Source organism: Nonomuraea sp. NPDC049625 (genome assembly GCF_040675285.1).
Lineage (GTDB): Bacteria > Actinomycetota > Actinomycetes > Streptosporangiales > Streptosporangiaceae > Nonomuraea > Nonomuraea angiospora_A.
This window is the reverse complement of the sequence record NZ_JBFAOQ010000022.1, coordinates 15,048-32,065: the sequence shown is the minus strand read 5'-3', so window position 1 is coordinate 32,065 and position 17,018 is coordinate 15,048. Positions and strand designations below refer to the sequence as shown.

The window sequence follows — 17,018 nt, the reverse complement described above, 5'->3', positions numbered from 1 at the left end:
GGTGTCAGGAATGCCCCGCCGGGCCTGACACACTGGGAGATATGGGACCAAAAACTGGCAGTGAGCTGGGGAACTTCCTGCGGGCCCACCGCGCGCGGGTGACCCCCGCCGAGGCCGGTCTCACGGCCGGTCCCGGCCTGCGGCGCACGCCCGGGCTGCGCCGGGAGGAGCTGGCCACCCTGGCCGGGGTCAGCATCGACTACTACACGCGCCTGGAGCGCGGCAAGGAGACCCGGCCCAGCCCGTCCGTGGTCGACGCGCTCGCCCGCGCCCTCCTGCTGGACGAGCGCGAGCACGAGCACCTGCGGGACCTCGCCGCGTGCGCCGCCCGCCCCGCGCCCGAACCGTCGTCCCCGCCCAGCCGGTCGGTGCCGTCCGGGATCAAGCTGCTGCTGGAGAGCCTGCGGCCCAACCCCGCGCACGTGGTCAGCCGCACCATGGACGTGCTCGCCTGCAACCCGAGCGGGATGCGGCTGTTCGCCGGGATGGAGAAGTGGCCGATCACGCAGCGCAACGTGGTCCGCTACGTCTTCCTCCACCCCGACGCCCCGGACCTGTACGACGACTGGGACGAGCAGATCCGGGCCTGCGTCGGCCGCCTGCGCGCGTTGGCCGGCACCGAGCCGGACGCCCCCGACCTGGCCGAACTGGTGGACGAACTGCTGTCCAAGAGCCCGGAGTTCGCCCGCCTGTGGGAGCGTTACGACGTGCGGGCGCACACCCAGGGCCGCAAGACCTTCCACCACCCGGACGTCGGCGATCTCACCCTCGGCTACCAGTCCATGCAGCTGGAGGGCACCCCCGGCCACCGCCTGGTCGCCTACTACGCCGAGCCCGGCACGCCCGAGTACGACGCCATGGTCCTGCTCGACCTGGCCGCCTCCGAGCACGCCTCGAAGCCCGCCGCGGACCACCGCCACCCGTGACCCACGGATTATGAGAACCGGGCCCCGAGCCGGGTCGTGACCCGGCGGAGCTTCCTGGGCACGCCGGCCGGGTACGGCTCGCGGGTGTGCAGCAGGGTCTGGTTGTCGGCGATCACGACGTCGCCGGCCCGCCAGCGGTGGGCGTACATGTGCCGGGGGTCGTAGAGCGCCCGGCGGATCCCCTCGATGATCCGCGTGGCGTCGTGGCCCGCCGGCGGGCGCGGCAGCGTGGTGGTGGTCGGGTTGATGATGACGACGTCCTCGGGAACGGGCTCGGAGAACCTCAGGGTCGGATGGCCGAGACGCGGATGGGGCACGACGAGCGGCACCTCGCGCGTCACCACTTCGCCGCCGGCGGTGGGCCGTTCGTAGCGGAACGTCAGGCCCTCCCACAATGCCCGCGTCTCCGGGTCGGCGTCGGCCAGGACCAGCGTCGTGTCGCAGAACAGCGTCGCCCCGCCCACGACCGGGTCGGTGGCCCGCAGGCACTGGAAGATCTGCAGGTCGGGCGCGCTCCCGGCGTTCATGTAGAGGCCGTCCCAGTGGATCGGCATGAACCCCGTCTCGAAGAGGTGGTCCTCCGGCTCGGCGTGCGCCTCCACGTAGAACGTCCGGCTGCCGTTCCACGCCACCGGCTCGCCCAGCCCACCGGCGAACTCCTCGAACTCCTCGTCGGTCGCGGCCCCCGTGAAGCCCCGCAGGACGACCAGGCGATGCTCGGCGACCAGGTCCAGGAGCCGCTCCGGCGGCAGCCCGGTGAGCGGGGCGTCCCCGCCGCCCAGCAGCCGCGCGCCGAACGGCTCCTGCCGCCGGACGTCGATGGTCGGATCGGACGGGGGTGGGACGGACATCGACGCGCCTGCCTTCGGTGGTCTCCGGTAGTACGTTCGCCGGATCGATACCCCCGCACGCGGCCGCTCATTTACGGAGAGTGATATAGCGTTACGTTCGGCAATCTTTCGTGGTCGGTGAGGAGTGCGATGAGTTCCGCGCCCGAGGTCGTCCCGCCGTCGGCCGTGGTGGTCTTCTCCGGCGGGCTGGACTCCACGGTGCTGGCCGCCCACTACCGCGCGACCCACCGCCTGCTGCTGATCTTCTTCGACTACGGCCAGCGCAACGGCCCGCGGGAGCTGGTGGCCGCCCGGGAGGTGGCGGCCCACCTGGAGGCCGAGCACCACACGATCACGATCACCGGTCTCGGCCCCCTGCTGACCGGCTGCTCGCTCACCGACCGGGCCCAGGACGTGCCGACCCTCGTGCCCACCGGCGCCGCCCTGCGCTCCATCACCATCCCCAACCGCAACGCCTTCATCGCCGACATGGCCGTGGCCGTCGCGATGGCCCGCCGCGCCGACGTGGTGGCGCTCGGCATCCACCGCACCCCGGAGGGCCATCCGATGCCCGACGGCAGGCCCGACTTCTTCGACGCCTACTGCGAGATGATCCGCCTCGGCGGGCGCGGGTTCCACCTTCCCCGTGTCGAGACGCCTTTCCTCGGCATGCTCAAGGAGGACGTCGTCGCCTACGGCCTGCGCCTGGACGCGCCGATGGGCAGGAGCTGGACCTGCTACCTCGAGGGCCCGGTCCACTGCGGAGTGTGCCTGGCGTGCGTGTCACGCAGGGACGCCTTCTCGCTGAGCGGAGTGCCCGACCCGACCGTCTACGAAGGTGAGGCCAGTGATGACGCATCAGATCTGCGTACGGCATAACTTCGAGACCGCGCACCGGCTCCCGCACCTGGCGGGCAAGTGCGTGAACCTGCACGGCCACTCCTGGTGGGCCGAGGTCACGGTGCGGGCGGCCTGCTTGAGCGAAGAGCAGACCGTGGTGGAGTTCGGCGCGTTCAAGAAGGCTCTGCGGGCTTTCGTCGACGAGCACCTCGACCATGGCGCCATGCTGGGGATCGATGACCCGCTGGCCTCGCTCCTGGTGGCCCATGGCAGCAAGGTCTACCTGTTCGGTGAGCACCCGTACGCCAGGGATCTGCCGTATCCCACGGTCGAGGCGGTGGCGGTGATGCTCGGCAGGGCCGCGCAGAGCCTGCTGGCCGGCCTGCCGCACGCCGCGGGCGCCGCCGTGGCCAGGGTGAAGGTGACCGAGACGCACGTCAACGCCGCGGAGTTCCGGCCGCAGGCCGGCGCGACGCCCGCCATCCGGCCGCCGGTCGCCGACACGGTCAGCGGTGCGTGAACGCGGCCGTCGCCCGATGCGCCGCCCTCGACCCGCCACCACCGCCCCCGGCCCGCCACCACCGCCCCCGGCCCGCCGTCGCCTCCTCGGCCCGCCGCCACAGCCCTCGGCCCGTCGCCGCCACCGCCGTCCTCGTCCGGGCGGCCACGGCTGAGCCCGGCGTGGCCCACCGGCACTGTCCCTTCGACCGGGTCCACCACGATGCGCACGTCCCTCTCCGTGACACGGCGCCGGGTGCGTGGGCCTGCGCGCTTGGGCGAAGGTCGCCGGGTCCGGCCTGGTCATCGTGGGCCGGAGCCGGGTGGCGGCTTGTCGTCGAGGGGTGCCCCCGTCGGTCGGGGCGGCGGGGCCGGGGGGTGGTCGTGTGGGTGGAGCCGTGGTGTTGAAGTTGACGACGACTAGGAGGGTGTGCGATCCTAAGGCGGGAGAGAGGTTGACATCAACATTAAATGTTGCCATCCATGTCCCTCTCGGTTTATGCTGCCATTCCGCGCTGCCTTTCGACGCCTCATGTCCCGGTGACTGCCGGGCGCTCGGCATGCGCGCATTCAGTCCCGCCGTCAGCTCCCGGAAGGACATCTGTTGGCAGCCTCGCGCAACGCCTCCGCCGTACCCGCTGGTCCCCGTCGCGTGTCTTTCGCGCGCATCCAGGAGCCCCTCGAAGTTCCTGACCTTCTCGCTCTGCAGACCGAGTCGTTCGACTGGCTGCTCGGGAACGAGAGGTGGAAGGCCCGGGTAGAGGCGGCTCGCCAGGCCGGGCGCAAGGACGTCCCGGCTCAGTCGGGCCTCGAAGAGATCTTCGAAGAGATCAGTCCGATCGAGGACTTCTCGGGGACCATGTCCTTGTCGTTCCGCGACCACCGATTCGAGCCGCCGAAGTACTCCGTGGATGAGTGCAAAGACAAGGACATGACCTTCTCCGCCCCGATGTTCGTGACGGCGGAGTTCATCAATAACACCACCGGTGAGATCAAGAGCCAGACGGTGTTCATGGGCGATTTCCCGCTCATGACGCCGAAGGGCACGTTCATCATCAACGGCACCGAGCGTGTCGTGGTCTCGCAGCTGGTCCGTTCGCCCGGTGTCTACTTCGAACGCAATGTGGACAAGACGTCCGACAAGGACCTGTTCGGCTGCAGGGTCATCCCGTCGCGGGGTGCCTGGCTGGAGTTCGAGATCGACAAGCGCGACAGCGTCGGTGTGCGCATCGACCGTAAGCGCAAGCAGGCCGTCACGGTGCTGCTCAAGGCGCTGGGCTGGACCAGCGAGCAGATCCTCGAGAAGTTCGGCCAGTACGAGTCGATGCGGGCCACCCTGGAGAAGGACCACACGGCCGGCCAGGATGACGCGCTGCTGGACATCTACCGCAAGCTGCGGCCGGGTGAGCCGCCGACCAAGGAGTCGGCGCAGACCCTGTTGCAGAACCTCTATTTCAACCCCAAGCGGTACGACCTGGCCAAGGTCGGTCGCTACAAGGTCAACAAGAAGCTCGGCTCGGACACCGACATCAACGTCACCGTCCTGACCGAGGAAGACATCGTGGCGATGGTCGAATACCTGGTGCGGCTGCACGCCGGTGCGGAGCCGGCGGACCGGCCGCTGGAGACCGACGACATCGACCACTTCGGCAACCGGCGGATCCGTAACGTCGGCGAGCTCATCCAGAACCAGGTCCGCCTGGGCCTGGCCCGCATGGAGCGCGTCGTTCGCGAGCGCATGACCACGCAGGACGTCGAGGCGATCACGCCGCAGACCCTGATCAACATCCGCCCGGTCGTGGCGTCCATGAAGGAGTTCTTCGGCACCTCGCAGCTGTCGCAGTTCATGGACCAGACCAACCCCCTGTCCGGCCTGACGCACAAGCGGCGGCTGAACGCCCTGGGCCCCGGTGGTCTGTCCCGTGAGCGGGCCGGCTTCGAGGTCCGCGACGTGCACCCGTCCCACTACGGCCGGATGTGCCCGATCGAGACCCCTGAAGGCCCCAACATCGGCCTCATCGGCTACCTCGCCTGTTTCGGCCGGCTCAACGCCTTCGGCTTCATCGAGACTCCCTACCGCAAGGTCGTCGACGGCAAGGTCACCGAGCAGATCGACTACCTCACGGCCGACGAGGAAGACCGCTACGTCAAGGCGCAGGCCAACACGGTGCTCCACCCCGACGGCTCGTTCGCCGAGTCCCGCGTCCTGGTCCGCACCAAGGGCGGCGAGACCGAGCTCATGCGGGCCGAGGAGGTCGACTACATCGACGTGTCGCCGCGCCAGATGGTGTCGGTGGCCACGGCCATGATCCCCTTCCTGGAGCACGACGACGCCAACCGGGCGCTCATGGGCGCGAACATGATGCGCCAGTCGGTGCCGCTGCTGAAGAGCGAGGCGCCGCTGGTCGGAACCGGCATGGAATACCGTGCCGCGACCGACGCCGGCGACGTCATCAGCGCCGGGAAGGCCGGGGTGGTCGAGGAGGTCTCCGCCGACTACATCACGATCTCGAACGACGACGGCACCAGCACGACACATCGGCTGGCGACCTTCGACCGCTCCAACCAGGGCACGAGCTTCAACCAGAAGCCCATCGTCGCCGAGGGCGACCGGGTGGAGGTCAACCAGGTCATCGCCGACGGCCCCTGCACCGACAAGGGCGAGATGGCGCTGGGCAAGAACCTCCTGGTGGCGTTCATGCCGTGGGAGGGCCACAACTACGAAGACGCGATCATCATCTCGCAACGGCTGGTGCAGGACGACGTGCTCTCCTCGATCCACATCGAGGAGCACGAGGTCGACGCCCGCGACACCAAGCTGGGCCCCGAGGAGATCACCCGGGACATCCCGAACGTCTCCGAGGAGGTCCTGGCCGACCTCGACGAGCGCGGCGTCATCCGCATCGGCGCCGAGGTCACGCAGGGCGACATCCTCGTCGGCAAGGTCACCCCGAAGGGTGAGACCGAGCTGACGCCGGAGGAGCGGCTGCTGCGCGCGATCTTCGGTGAGAAGGCCCGCGAAGTCCGTGACACCTCGCTGAAGGTGCCGCACGGCGAGCAGGGCAAGATCATTGGCGTCCGCGTGTTCTCCCGCGAGGAGGGCGACGAGCTGCCTCCGGGCGTGAACGAGCTGGTCCGCGTCTACGTGGCCCAGAAGCGCAAGATCACCGACGGCGACAAGCTGGCCGGTCGGCACGGCAACAAGGGCGTCATCTCCAAGATCCTGCCCGTGGAGGACATGCCGTTCCTGGAGGACGGCACGCCGGTCGACATCATCCTCAACCCGCTGGGCGTGCCCGGCCGGATGAACGTCGGCCAGGTGTTGGAGACCCACCTGGGGTGGATCGCCGCCCGCGGCTGGGACATCTCCGGCATCGCCGAGGCATGGGCCGAGCGACTGCGTGACAAGGGCTTCGAGAAGGTGGCCCCGCGCACCAACATGGCCACGCCGGTCTTCGACGGCGCCCACGAGGAGGAGATCGTCGGTCTCCTCGACAACACCGTCCCCAACCGCGACGGTGACCGGATGGTGCAGCGCAGCGGCAAGGCGCAGCTGTTCGACGGTCGCAGTGGCGAGCCGTTCCCCTACCCCATCGCGGTCGGCTACATCTACATCCTGAAACTGCTGCACCTGGTCGACGACAAGATCCACGCGCGTTCGACGGGTCCGTACTCGATGATCACCCAGCAGCCGCTGGGTGGTAAGGCGCAGTTCGGTGGCCAGCGCTTCGGTGAGATGGAGGTGTGGGCGCTGGAGGCGTACGGCGCCGCCTTCGCGCTCCAGGAGCAGCTGACCATCAAGTCCGACGACGTTCTCGGCCGGGTGAAGGTCTACGAGGCCATCGTCAAGGGCGAGAACATTCCCGAGCCGGGCATTCCGGAGTCCTTCAAGGTCCTCATCAAGGAAATGCAGTCGCTGTGCCTCAACGTCGAGGTGCTCTCCAGCGACGGCACGTCCATCGAGATGCGCGACACGGACGAGGACGTCTTCCGCGCGGCGGAAGAGCTCGGCATCGACCTGTCCCGGCGTGAGCCGAGCAGCGTCGAGGAGATCTGAGCCCGCCCCCAGCGAGATCCGGCGCCTCCGGAGGGAGGCGCCGGACGGCTCAGGTCGCGTCCGGCGCTGGGAGCGCCTGCTCGGCCCAGATGCACTTGCCGTCGGCGGTGAAGCGGGTTCCCCAGCGTTGCGAGAGGGCCGCGACGAGCTGGAGGCCGCGCCCGCCCTCGTCGGTCTCGCTGGCGCGGCGGATCCTCGGGGTGGTCTGGCTGCCGTCGGCGACCTCGCAGATGAGCGTACGGCTGCGCAGCAACCGCAGCCGGAGCGGGCCCCTGGCGTGCCGGATGACGTTGCCGACCAGCTCGCTGGCCACGAGTTCGGTGGTCATGACGAGGTCGTCCAGATGCCAGCGGGCAAGCTGGTCGCGTACGTGCTCGCGGGCCTCGCCTGCCGCGATCGGGTTGTCGGGAAGGGCCCAGGAGGCGACGTCCTCGGCCGGGAGCCGGTGGGTGCGGGCGATGAGCAGGGCGGCGTCGTCGGGGATCTGCTTGCGGGTCGGCAGCATGGCCTCGATGACGGACTCGCAGAGCCGGTCGAGGTCGCTGTCCGAGAGGCCGCCGCGCAGGCCGGTCAGGAGCCGGGTGAGCTCGGCCAGGCCGCTCTCGATGTCGCGGGTGGAGGACTCGATCAGCCCGTCGGTGTAGAACACGAGCAGGCTGTCCTCCGGCACGCGCAGCTCGTGCGTGCTGAGGGGCGGCGCGACGGCGCCGAGGGGCGGATCGGGCGTCACGTCGAGGACGCGGACCGTGCCGTCGGGGTGGACCAGAGCGGGCGGCGGATGACCGGCGCTGACCAGGGAGCATTCGCCGCTCGTCGGGTCGTACACCGCGTACAGGCAGGTGACGTAGAAGTCGTCGCCGAGGTCGCTGACGAGGTCGTTGAGGTGGGCGAGCAGCTCCCCCGGCGGCAGTTCGAGGTCCGCGAGCGTGCGTACGGCGGTGCGCAGGCGCCCCATGGTGACGGCCTCGGTCAGGCCGTGGCCCATGACGTCGCCGATGACGAGGGCGACCCGGTCCGCGGACAGCGGGATGATGTCGTACCAGTCGCCGCCGACCGCCACGGTGCCGCCGGGCAGATAGCGGGCCGCGGCGGTGAGGCCGGGCAGGGACGGCAGCGCGCGGGGGAGCAGGTGGCGCTGCAGCTCCTGGGCGCGGGTGTGCTCCAGGTCGTACATGCGGGCCCGGGCCAGGGCCTGGGCGATCAGCCCGCTGAGCGCGGTGAGCAGGGTGCGCTCCTCGCTGGTGAACTGGTGGGGCCGGTCGAAGGAGATCACGCAGTAGCCCATCGGCTGGTCGGGCACGCGCAGCGGGAGGATGGCCCAGCTGTCCATGCGCGAACCGGCCCTACGGTCGCCGCCGCCGGCACCCGGTGGCCGCTGCTCGGCCGTCGACGTGATGAAGATCGGCACGTGGGACCGGAGCACGTCCGCGTAGGCGGAGGGGACGAGGGCCGCGCGGTTCTGGAACTCGCCGAGGAGGTCGGTGGGGGCGCCGATCGACTCGACCAGATGGAGGTGATCGCCCTCCCGGGTCAGGACCGCCAGCCCCGCGGCCCCGAACGGCGGCAGCACCTGCTCGGCGATGACCTGCATGACGTCGCGGAGCGTCACCGCGTCGCCGAGGGTGCGGGTCAGCTCCTGGATCCGCGCGGCCCGCTCGGCGGAGGCCTGCTCGGCGGCCTCGCGCTGCTCGTCCTGGATCCGCTTGTCGGTGACGTCGGCGAGGTAGAGCGTCAGCCCGTCCGGCACCGGCACCAGGCGTACGTGGTACCACCGGTCGTCGGTCGGCCAGCGCATGTCGAAGCTGGCGGGCACGCGTTCGGCGGCGGCCTGGCGGCACATCGCCTGCAGCTCCGGCGTGTGGGCCGAGGTCAGCTCCCACAGCACCCGGCCGTTCAGGTCGCTGGACCCGAGGAGCCGCTCGGCGACGAGGTTGACGAACATGATCCGCCCGTCGCGGTCCACGGCGAGGAAGGCGTCGCTCATGTCGCGCAGCGCGCGGCCGGCCGACTCGCGGGCCACGCGGCTCTCGGTGGTGTCCCAGACCGTCCCGACCATGCGGACCGGCTCGCCCTGCTCGTCCAGCACCAGGCGGCCCCGGGCGTGCATCCAGCCCGTGGTCCCGTCCGGGCGGCAGGCGCGGTACTCGACCTCGTAGATGGCCCGGGTGCGGATGGCCTCCTCGGTCGCGGCCATCACCCTGGGCAGGTCCTTCGGGTGGACGATGTTCGACCAGGTGTCGATGTGGTGCGGCCCGGTCGCGGGGTCGATGCCCAGCATGATCAGCGCCGGCTCGTCCCAGTAGAGCTCTCCGGTGCGGATGTTCCAGTCCCAGGACCCGATCTTGACGGCCTTCAGCGCCTTGCGCAGGCCGGAGTCGGCCGAGCGCTCCGGCCACCACGAGCCTTTCGTACCCGAGTCGGCGCCGGTCCTGGCCAGCCGCTTGGCCAGCCAACCGGCCAGCGACCCGAGGAACTCCCGCTGGTCGCCGGTCGGCTCGGCGGCTCCGTCGCAGAGCACGGACAGCACGCCGAACGGCGGGCCCGGGCCGCGCAGCGGGACGGCCGCCACCGTCATGGGCCTTGCCCCGTCCAGGTCGGAACGCGAGACGGGGCTGCAGGCGGGCGTCCCGTCACGCAGGACCCGCACGATCACGTCCCGGGTCCCGCCCCACGCCTCCTGGACCGCCGGGGGCAGCCCGGACGCGGACACCAGCCGCGGCTCCCGGCTGCCGACGGGCCCGGCCCAGTGGATCATGCCGCCGAGCGCGTGCAGGTCGGCGACCGCCTGATCAAGGGCGTACTCCAGCACCTCGATGTCGCTCAGACCGGCGCACACCGAGGTGAGCACGCGAAGGCGTTCGTCCCCCGAAGCCGCGACGGGGGACCTGTTCACCGCCATCCTCTCGCCCCCCAGCAGTCACGAGAGAAGTAGGCCACCAGCCCGATGCCGGACGCTTCTTCCACAGGGTAACGAAACGGCCGCCAAGGGCGGGCAAAGCGGTCAGCGGGCCGCCGCGCCGGCGGCGGAGTACGCCTGCTGGAGGGCGGACAGGAACAGGTCGGCCGGCTGGGCGCCCGACACGCCCCAGGTGTCGTTGAGCACGAAGAACGGCACGCCGCCGGCACCGAGCCGGCGCGCCTCGCGGACGTCCGCGGCCACCTCGCCGACGTACGCGTCGCCGCCGACGACCCGCCGCACCTCCTCGTCGGGGAGACCGACCTCGGTGCCCAGGCGTACCAGGGTGTCGGGGTCGTCGACCGTCTCGCCCTCGATCAGGTGCGCGCGCAGCAGCCGCTCGTGCATCGGGCCGTCCAGGCCGTGCTCGGCGGCGAGCTGGCCGAGCCGGTGCGCGTCCAGGGTGTTCACCGAGACCGCCCGGTCGAAGTCGTAGGTCAGGCCCTCGGCGGCGGCCAGCTCGGCGACCTGGCCGGTCATCTGCCGTACCTGGGCCGCCGACCCGCCGATCTTCTTGGCCAGCATGTCGTACACCGGTTCGCGGACGCCCTTGGGGTGCGACGGATCGAGCTGGAAGCTGTGCCAGCGCACCTGGACCTGGTCGGCGTGCTCGAACCGGCCGATGGCCGTCTCCAGGCGGCGCTTGCCGATGTAGCACCACGGGCAGACGATGTCGGACCACACGTCGATCCGTACCTGCGCGCTCACAGGTAGCACACCCCGTCCGTGCACACCGGCGCGGCATCCGTGCCGACGGGGATCAGCGTCGGGAGCCCGGCCGGCTGAGGGTCGGACTGGTCGGTGCCGTCGACCGGCGCCGGCGTCTCGAAGGGGGAGACAGACATGGTCACTTCCTAATAGTTACTTCTTGTATGCAACCTAAGGATAGGTAACCCTAGAGGTAACCGGGAAGAAGGTACATTCATGTCAGTTACGCACACACGTGTGCCTGGGAAGGAGGCGCTCCGGTGTCAGGCCCGTACCTGAACGTTCCCGTGCCCGTCCCCGCCGACGGCGACTGCCCCATCCGCGAGGTCCTCGACATCGTGGCCGACAAGTGGAGCGTGCTGATCGTCGTGCTGCTCGGGCAGCGGATCCACCGCTTCAGCGAGCTGCACCGCTCGATCGAGGGCATCAGCCAGCGCATGCTCACCCTCACCCTGCGCACCCTCGTACGCGACGGCCTCGTGGCCCGGACCGCCTACGCGACGGTCCCGCCGCGCGTCGAGTACGAGCTGACCGAGCTCGGCCGTACCCTGCTCGACCCGCTGACCGCGCTCGACGCCTGGGCCCGCGAACACCGCGACGACATCGTGGCCGCCCGCCGGCACCATGACGCCCCGGAGGCGGAGGCCGCCCGGGGGTGAACCCGGGGCCTCAAACCCGGCCGTACAGCTCCGCCGGGCGTATGGTGATGGCCGTCACGAGCAGGCCGTCGGCGGCGAGCCAGCGGCCGACGAAGCCGGTCAGCTCCCGCCCCAGCACCCGGGGGCCGGGGACGAGGAAGCGGGCCGTGAAGGTCCCCGTACGGGTGAGGGTGATGTGGGCCTGGTCGAAGCCCAGCCAGCGCCGCGTCAGCGGGAACCACGCCTTGTAGACCGCCTCCTTGGCGCAGAACAGCAGCCGGTCCCAGTGGACGCCGGGGCCGAGCCGGGCCAGGGCGGCGAGCTCCCGGTCGAGGGCGATGGCCGGCAGGACGCCGTCGGGGAGCGGTTCGTGGGGCTCGGCGTCGATGCCGACGGTCAGCGCGTCCAGGGAGACCGCGGCCGCCCGGTATCCGGCGCAGTGCGTGATCGCCCCGGCCACCCCCGGCGGCCAGCCGGGAGCGCCGCGCTCGCCGGGCAGGATCGGTGCCGCGGGCAGCCCGAGCCGGTCCAGGGCGCGGCGGGCGCAGTGGCGGGCCGTGGTGAACTCGCGGCGCCGCTTGTCCACCGCGCGCGCGATGACGGCCTCCTCCTCGGGGAAGAGGGTCGCGTCCGGCGGGTCCCCGAACGCCTCCTCGGCGGCCACCCACGGCGGCAGGATCTTCTCGATCATGGCACGGGCAGGATCTGGCGGAGCCGGCCGGGCGGGGTGGGGCGGGGCCGCCACTCACGCGGGTAGCCCAGGGAGACCTCCTCGAAGCGGACGCCGTCGTGCCAGGTGGTGCGGGGGATGTGGAGATGGCCGTAGACGGCCGCGCAGGCGTTGAAGCGCAGGTGCCAGTCGGCGGTGCGCTCGGTGCCGCACCAGATCGCGAACTCCGGATGCCGCAGGACCAGAGTCGGCTCCCTGACCAGCGGATAGTGGTTGACCAGCACCGTCGGGACGCCCGGCGGGAGCTCGGCCAGGCGGCGTTCGGTCTCGGCGACCCTGGCGGCGCACCAGGCGTCCCGGGAGGCGTGGGGGTCCGGGTGGAGGAGGAACTCGTCGGTGCAGACCACGTCCTTGGCGTACGCGAGGGCGAGGGCTTCTTCCTTCGTCTCGGCGTCGGGGGTGCGGAAGGTGTAGTCGTACAGGACGAACAGCGGGACGATCACGGCGGGGCCGCCGGGGCCCGTCCAGGTGGGATACGGGTCCTCCGGCGTGACCACGCCCAGGCTGCGGCAGACCTTCACCAGGTGCTGGTAGCGCTCCTCCCCGCGCAGCTGGACCGGGTCGGAGGGATGCGTCCACATCTCGTGGTTGCCCGGCACCCACACCACCTTCGCGAAGCGGCGGCTGAGCAGGGTCAGGGCCCATTCGAGGCCGGCGACCTCCTCCGACACGTCCCCGGCGACCAGCAGCCAGTCCGAGGGGTCGCCGGGGTGGAGTCCTTCGAGGATGCGCCTGTTCTCTGCGTATCCGATGTGCAGATCGCTGATGGCCAGCAGCGCGGTCATGCGCGGATCGTCTCCAGGGACTTGAGGATCGTCTCGGCCACGGCCGCGTTGTGGTCGCGGACGAAGAAGTGCCCGCCGGACAGGACGTGCAGCTCGAAGCCGCCGCTGGTGTGCGCCTCCCACGCCTGCGCCTCGGCCGGGCTCGTCAGGGGATCGGCGTCGCCGGTCAGCGCGACGATCGGGCAGCCCACCGGCGCCCCTCCCGCGAACCGGTAGGTCTCGATCGCCCGGTAGTCGGCGCGGATCGTGGCCAGCACCATCGCCCGCAGCTCGGCGTCGTCCAGCACCGCCGCCTCGCTGCCGTTCAGCGCCTTCAGGTGCGCCACCAGCTCGTGGTCGTCGAGCAGGTGCAGCATGTCGTGGCGGACCCGGCTGGGCGCGCGCCGCCCCGACACGAACAACGCCGTGGGCCCGTGGTCGCCGAGGGCCAGGGCGGTCTCGAACGCGACGAGCGCCCCCATGCTGTGCCCGAAGAACGCCCGCGGCCGGCCGTCCCCGGGGCCCAGGACGTCGGCGATGCGGCCGGCCAGCAGCCGCAGGTCGTTGACGGGCGGCTCGTGGCGGCGCTCCTGCCTGCCGGGGTACTGGACGGCGACCAGTTCGGCGGCGGGCACCAGCGCCGCCGCCAGGGGGTGGTAGAAGCCGGCCGAGCCTCCGGCGTGCGGGAAGCAGATCACCTGCGCGTCGCTGTGCGGCGACGGATGGGAGCGGTGCAGCCAGGGATTGGTCCTCGTCACGGCGTCTCTCCTTCGGTTCGGGGACTCAGTTCGGGGACGGGGAGTCGCGGAACTCGGCGGCGACGGAACGGACATAGCGACCATAACTGGACGCGGAGAGCTCGCTGCCCAGCCGGTCGCAGGCCTCGGCGTCGATGAAGCCCATCCGGAGCGCGATCTCCTCCACGCAGGCGATGCGCACCCCCTGCCGCTGCTCCAGCACCTGGACGTACTGGCTGGCCTGGAGGATGGACTCCGGGGTCCCGGCGTCCAGCCAGGCGAACCCGCGCCCGAGGTCGACGAGCCGGGCCTTGCCGCGCGCCAGATAGGTACGGTTCACGTCGGTGATCTCCAGCTCGCCCCGGGCGGAGGGCTGCAGGTTCTTGGCGATGTCCACCACGTCGTTGTCATAGAGGTACAGGCCGACGATCGCCCGGTTGGACCGGGGATTGATGGGTTTCTCCTCGATGGAGATGAGCCGGCCGTCGGCGTCGGTCTCGCCGATCCCATAGCGTTCGGGGTCGCTCACCGGATAGCCGAACAGCACGCAGCCGTCCACGTCGGACGTGCTCTGCTGGAGGATGTCGAAGAACGAGTGGCCGTGGAAGATGTTGTCACCGAGCACGAGGGCCACCGAGTCGTCGCCGATGTGGTCGGCCCCGATGATGAAGGCGTCCGCCAGGCCGACCGGCTGGGACTGCTCCGCGTAAGTGATGTCGAGCCCCAGATGCGACCCGTCGCGCAGCAGGCGGGTCAGCTGGGGCAGGTCCGTGGGGGTCGAGATGATCAGGATGTCGGTGATGTTCGCCAGCATGAGCGCCGACAGCGGGTAATAGATCATCGGCTTGTCGTTCACCGGGAGAAGCTGCTTCGAGACGGCCAGGGTGAGCGGGTAGAGCCGGGTTCCGTGACCGCCCGCCAGAATGATGCCCTTCATGTCTGATTCCTTCGATGAAAACTCGTAAACGGAAATCAATCAGTGGGGGGTGAGTGTGATCCTGCTCGCGGCGTGCCGTTCCACCTGCGCGCGGCTGTAGAGAAGCGGGAAATACTCGCCCGACCTCCAGCGCTCCGCGAGATCCCGGTAGTGCGGGCTGCGCGGGTCGCCGGACTGGCCGGGCGCGTTCACGGCGCGGGAGTTGTCCCATCGGCCGACGTCCAGCACCATCTTGAACGAGGCCCCCGACGACTGCTGGAAGGTGGCCGGGCTGTAGGAGGACGCGTCGACCGTGTACGCCGACCCGCCCCGGGGGAAGGGACCCACGTCCGCCCCGACGGGGCTCGTGAACGCGGTGTACTGCAGCGCCCCCCACCTCCACGTGCGCGGGTCGGCGCCGAGCCGCCCGGCGACCTCGCGGTAGGCGGCGGCCAGCGACGTGTCCAGCAGCTCGTCCCGCGCCGCCTTCCCGCCGGAGCCGAACCACCGGTCCGGGTTCTCCAGCGCGTCGACCAGCAGGCGGGCGTCGACGAAGGGGATGGAGTCCGCCACCTCCGGCGGCAGCACGGCGCGGCGGAAGGCCGGCCCGAGATGGCGCGAGAACCACGGCTCGAACAGCGCCGCCTCCGGCGAGTCCGCGTCCGCGACCCCGTCATAGGAGCGGAGCAGCCGCAGCGCCCGCGTGGTGTCCGGGTCCGTGCTCGTCACGCCGTCGAGCAGGCGCACGATCCGCCGCGCGGGCGTGGACACCTTGTCGGCCTGCAGGCGGATGGAGTCCTCGACCGTGCCGCGCGGGCTCGCCGCGAGCACCTCGTCGATCCGCTGCCTGCGGTAGGGCGGGTCCCACTCGAACCCGATCTCGTCGGGGTGGTCCGCGGGGAGGTTGAACTCGTTCGCCGAGGAGACGAACCCCTGCCGTGGATTGTAGGAGCGCGGCAGGCGGGCGCCGTCGAGGAAGCCGTCCCACTCGTAGCGGCCGTCGCCCGGGACGGGCAGCAGGCCGTCGTAGCCGTCGCGTTTGGGGGTGAGGGCGCCGGGCACCCAGCCGATGTTGCCCGAGACGTCGGCGTACACCTGGTTCTCGGGAGGGCCGCCCCAGGTGCGCATGGCCGCCGAGAACTCCGTGAAGTCGCGGGCCCCCATGTACGTCATGCTGCCGAAGTAGGGGGACGTGCCGGGCTCCAGCCAGGTGGTGCGCACGGCGTACGCGAGGTTGCGCTGCCGGTCGATCTTGATCACCGGGCCGTGCCGGGTGAAGGGGAGCTCCACGTCCACCGGCGCCGCGCCCGCGACCGGCACCCGCTCGGCCGTCGTCCTGAAGCGCTCCCAGCCGCCGCCGTACCGGTACCTGCCCGGGTCGGCGGGGTCGAGCTCGTAGACGTAGAGGTCCTCCTGGTCGGCGCCGAAGATGGTCAGGCCGAACGCGACGGTGCCGTTGTGCCCCATCGAGATCCCGGGGAGCGCGGGCTCACCGGCCCCGATGACGTCGAGCCCGGGGGCCGACAGATGGGCCATGTAGCGCAGCGAAGGCGCGGTCAGCGACCGGTGCGGGTCGCCGGCCAGGATGGGCCGGCCCGTGGCGGTGCGGCCCGGCGAGATCGCCCAGCTGTTGCTGCCACCGTTGCTGCCACCGGGGTCCGCGGGGGAGGCGGGGGCCGGGCGTAACGCGCCGTTCTCGAAGACCACGCCCCGCGTGGCCAGCTCGTACGTCCGCAGCACGTCCATGGGCACGGAGCAGGGGTCGAGTCCCTTGGGCACGGCGGCGGCGCGCTCGGGCTCCAGCCGCCACAGCGCCGCCGAGGCCTTGGCCCCGCCCGCGCAGACGACGAGCGAGCGCAGCACCTCGCTGTAGACGTTCTTGGCGATGCCGTGGCTCCTGATCCGCACGACGTCCTCCGGCTTCCACAACGCGGGCGCGTACCCGAGCTGCCGGAACTCGGGCGGCAGCTGCTCCGGGTTCTGCCCGAGCCGGCGCACGTAAGCGTTGATGCCCTCGGTGAAGCGGGTCGCGGCCCGTTGCGCCCCGGGGCCGTAGCTCGCCCACTCCCGGTCCATGTCACCGCGGTAGAGGAACATCCGCGCGGCCTTGTCCTGCTCCACGTAGGCGGGGCCGAGGACCGAGGAGAGCTCTCCCAGGCCGCGCCGCCGCCAGAGGTCGATCTGGAACAGCCGGTCCCTGGCGGCGTTGAAGCCCTGCGCGAGGAAGAGGTCGTCGGTGTTCCGGGCGTAGATGTGCGGCACGCCCCACCGGTCCACGATCAGCTCGACCGGCTGCTTGAGGCCGGGGACCCGCAGGGTCTCCGCATCCTGCGGGCGGGCGGCGGCGGGCAGTGTCGTCAGTGCCAGGACGAGCCCGGCGGTCAGCGCCGTTCCGGCACGCAGGCGTCTCCGCATGGC

General features: G+C 71.0%; 14 protein-coding genes. 5 read left to right on the top strand and 9 right to left on the bottom strand.

The genetic code is table 11. From position 1 onward, the window contains the following. Positions 1 to 41: 41 nt before the first annotated feature. Complete coding sequence (locus AB0J87_RS55110) at positions 42 to 926, top strand: helix-turn-helix transcriptional regulator (protein WP_363982109.1); 885 nt, start codon at positions 42 to 44, stop codon at positions 924 to 926. An 8-nt stretch (positions 927 to 934) separates the two neighbouring features. Here the strand turns inward: AB0J87_RS55110 and AB0J87_RS55105 are convergent, their stop codons facing one another. After that, the gene (locus AB0J87_RS55105; RefSeq protein WP_363982106.1) at positions 935 to 1,777 is read right to left on the bottom strand and encodes a TauD/TfdA family dioxygenase; all 843 of its coding nucleotides are present in this window, start codon (positions 1,775 to 1,777) and stop codon (positions 935 to 937) included. Positions 1,778 to 1,894: 117 nt separating this feature from the next. Here AB0J87_RS55105 and AB0J87_RS55100 point away from each other — a divergent pair, with 117 nt between their 5' ends. The 3 genes from AB0J87_RS55100 to rpoB all read left to right on the top strand — a co-directional run bounded on the left by AB0J87_RS55100 (position 1,895) and on the right by rpoB (position 7,151). Then, on the top strand, positions 1,895 to 2,635 hold the full coding sequence (locus AB0J87_RS55100) for a 7-cyano-7-deazaguanine synthase (protein WP_363982103.1): 741 nt from the start codon (positions 1,895 to 1,897) through the stop codon (positions 2,633 to 2,635). Then, positions 2,607 to 3,116 carry a 6-carboxytetrahydropterin synthase gene (locus AB0J87_RS55095; RefSeq protein WP_363982100.1) on the top strand — a complete coding sequence of 170 codons (510 nt, stop codon included), beginning with the start codon at positions 2,607 to 2,609 and terminating at the stop codon, positions 3,114 to 3,116. Before AB0J87_RS55100 ends, AB0J87_RS55095 begins: the two co-directional genes overlap by 29 nt. A gap of 582 nt (positions 3,117 to 3,698) precedes the next feature. Further along, positions 3,699 to 7,151 carry a DNA-directed RNA polymerase subunit beta gene (rpoB, locus tag AB0J87_RS55090; protein WP_363982097.1) on the top strand — a complete coding sequence of 1,151 codons (3,453 nt, stop codon included), beginning with the start codon at positions 3,699 to 3,701 and terminating at the stop codon, positions 7,149 to 7,151. 49 nt (positions 7,152 to 7,200) lie between these two features. On the opposite strand, the gene AB0J87_RS55085 is transcribed toward rpoB, so the two are convergent. The 3 genes from AB0J87_RS55085 to AB0J87_RS55075 all read right to left on the bottom strand — a co-directional run bounded on the left by AB0J87_RS55085 (position 7,201) and on the right by AB0J87_RS55075 (position 10,952). Next, positions 7,201 to 10,044: a SpoIIE family protein phosphatase gene (locus AB0J87_RS55085; RefSeq protein ID WP_363982094.1), complete on the bottom strand. Its 2,844-nt coding sequence runs from the start codon at positions 10,042 to 10,044 to the stop codon at positions 7,201 to 7,203. A 108-nt stretch (positions 10,045 to 10,152) separates the two neighbouring features. Then, on the bottom strand, positions 10,153 to 10,815 hold the full coding sequence (locus AB0J87_RS55080; RefSeq protein WP_363982091.1) for a DsbA family oxidoreductase: 663 nt from the start codon (positions 10,813 to 10,815) through the stop codon (positions 10,153 to 10,155). Further along, on the bottom strand, positions 10,812 to 10,952 hold the full coding sequence (locus AB0J87_RS55075; protein WP_350742972.1) for a hypothetical protein: 141 nt from the start codon (positions 10,950 to 10,952) through the stop codon (positions 10,812 to 10,814). The genes AB0J87_RS55080 and AB0J87_RS55075 overlap by 4 nt, the downstream gene beginning before the upstream one ends. Before the next feature lie 123 nt (positions 10,953 to 11,075). On the opposite strand from AB0J87_RS55075, the gene AB0J87_RS55070 reads away from it, so the two are divergent. Further along, entirely contained in the window at positions 11,076 to 11,474 is a 399-nt protein-coding gene (locus AB0J87_RS55070; protein WP_350742974.1) for a helix-turn-helix domain-containing protein, read from the top strand. A 10-nt stretch (positions 11,475 to 11,484) separates the two neighbouring features. On the opposite strand, the gene AB0J87_RS55065 is transcribed toward AB0J87_RS55070, so the two are convergent. Genes AB0J87_RS55065 through AB0J87_RS55045 form a run of 5 tightly spaced genes read right to left on the bottom strand, consistent with a single transcriptional unit; the run spans position 11,485 to position 17,015 of the window. After that, positions 11,485 to 12,144: a 4'-phosphopantetheinyl transferase superfamily protein gene (locus AB0J87_RS55065; protein WP_363982087.1), complete on the bottom strand. Its 660-nt coding sequence runs from the start codon at positions 12,142 to 12,144 to the stop codon at positions 11,485 to 11,487. Next, positions 12,141 to 12,968, bottom strand: a complete 828-nt coding sequence (locus AB0J87_RS55060; protein ID WP_363982084.1) for a metallophosphoesterase — start codon at positions 12,966 to 12,968, stop codon at positions 12,141 to 12,143. Before AB0J87_RS55060 ends, AB0J87_RS55065 begins: the two co-directional genes overlap by 4 nt. After that, the gene (locus tag AB0J87_RS55055) at positions 12,965 to 13,705 is read right to left on the bottom strand and encodes an alpha/beta fold hydrolase (protein WP_363982081.1); all 741 of its coding nucleotides are present in this window, start codon (positions 13,703 to 13,705) and stop codon (positions 12,965 to 12,967) included. The genes AB0J87_RS55060 and AB0J87_RS55055 overlap by 4 nt, the downstream gene beginning before the upstream one ends. Positions 13,706 to 13,730: 25 nt before the next feature. After that, positions 13,731 to 14,621: a glucose-1-phosphate thymidylyltransferase RfbA gene (gene rfbA, locus AB0J87_RS55050; protein WP_350742982.1), complete on the bottom strand. Its 891-nt coding sequence runs from the start codon at positions 14,619 to 14,621 to the stop codon at positions 13,731 to 13,733. Between the two features lie 39 nt (positions 14,622 to 14,660). After that, positions 14,661 to 17,015 carry a penicillin acylase family protein gene (locus AB0J87_RS55045; RefSeq protein ID WP_363982078.1) on the bottom strand — a complete coding sequence of 785 codons (2,355 nt, stop codon included), beginning with the start codon at positions 17,013 to 17,015 and terminating at the stop codon, positions 14,661 to 14,663. Positions 17,016 to 17,018 lie beyond the last annotated feature (3 nt).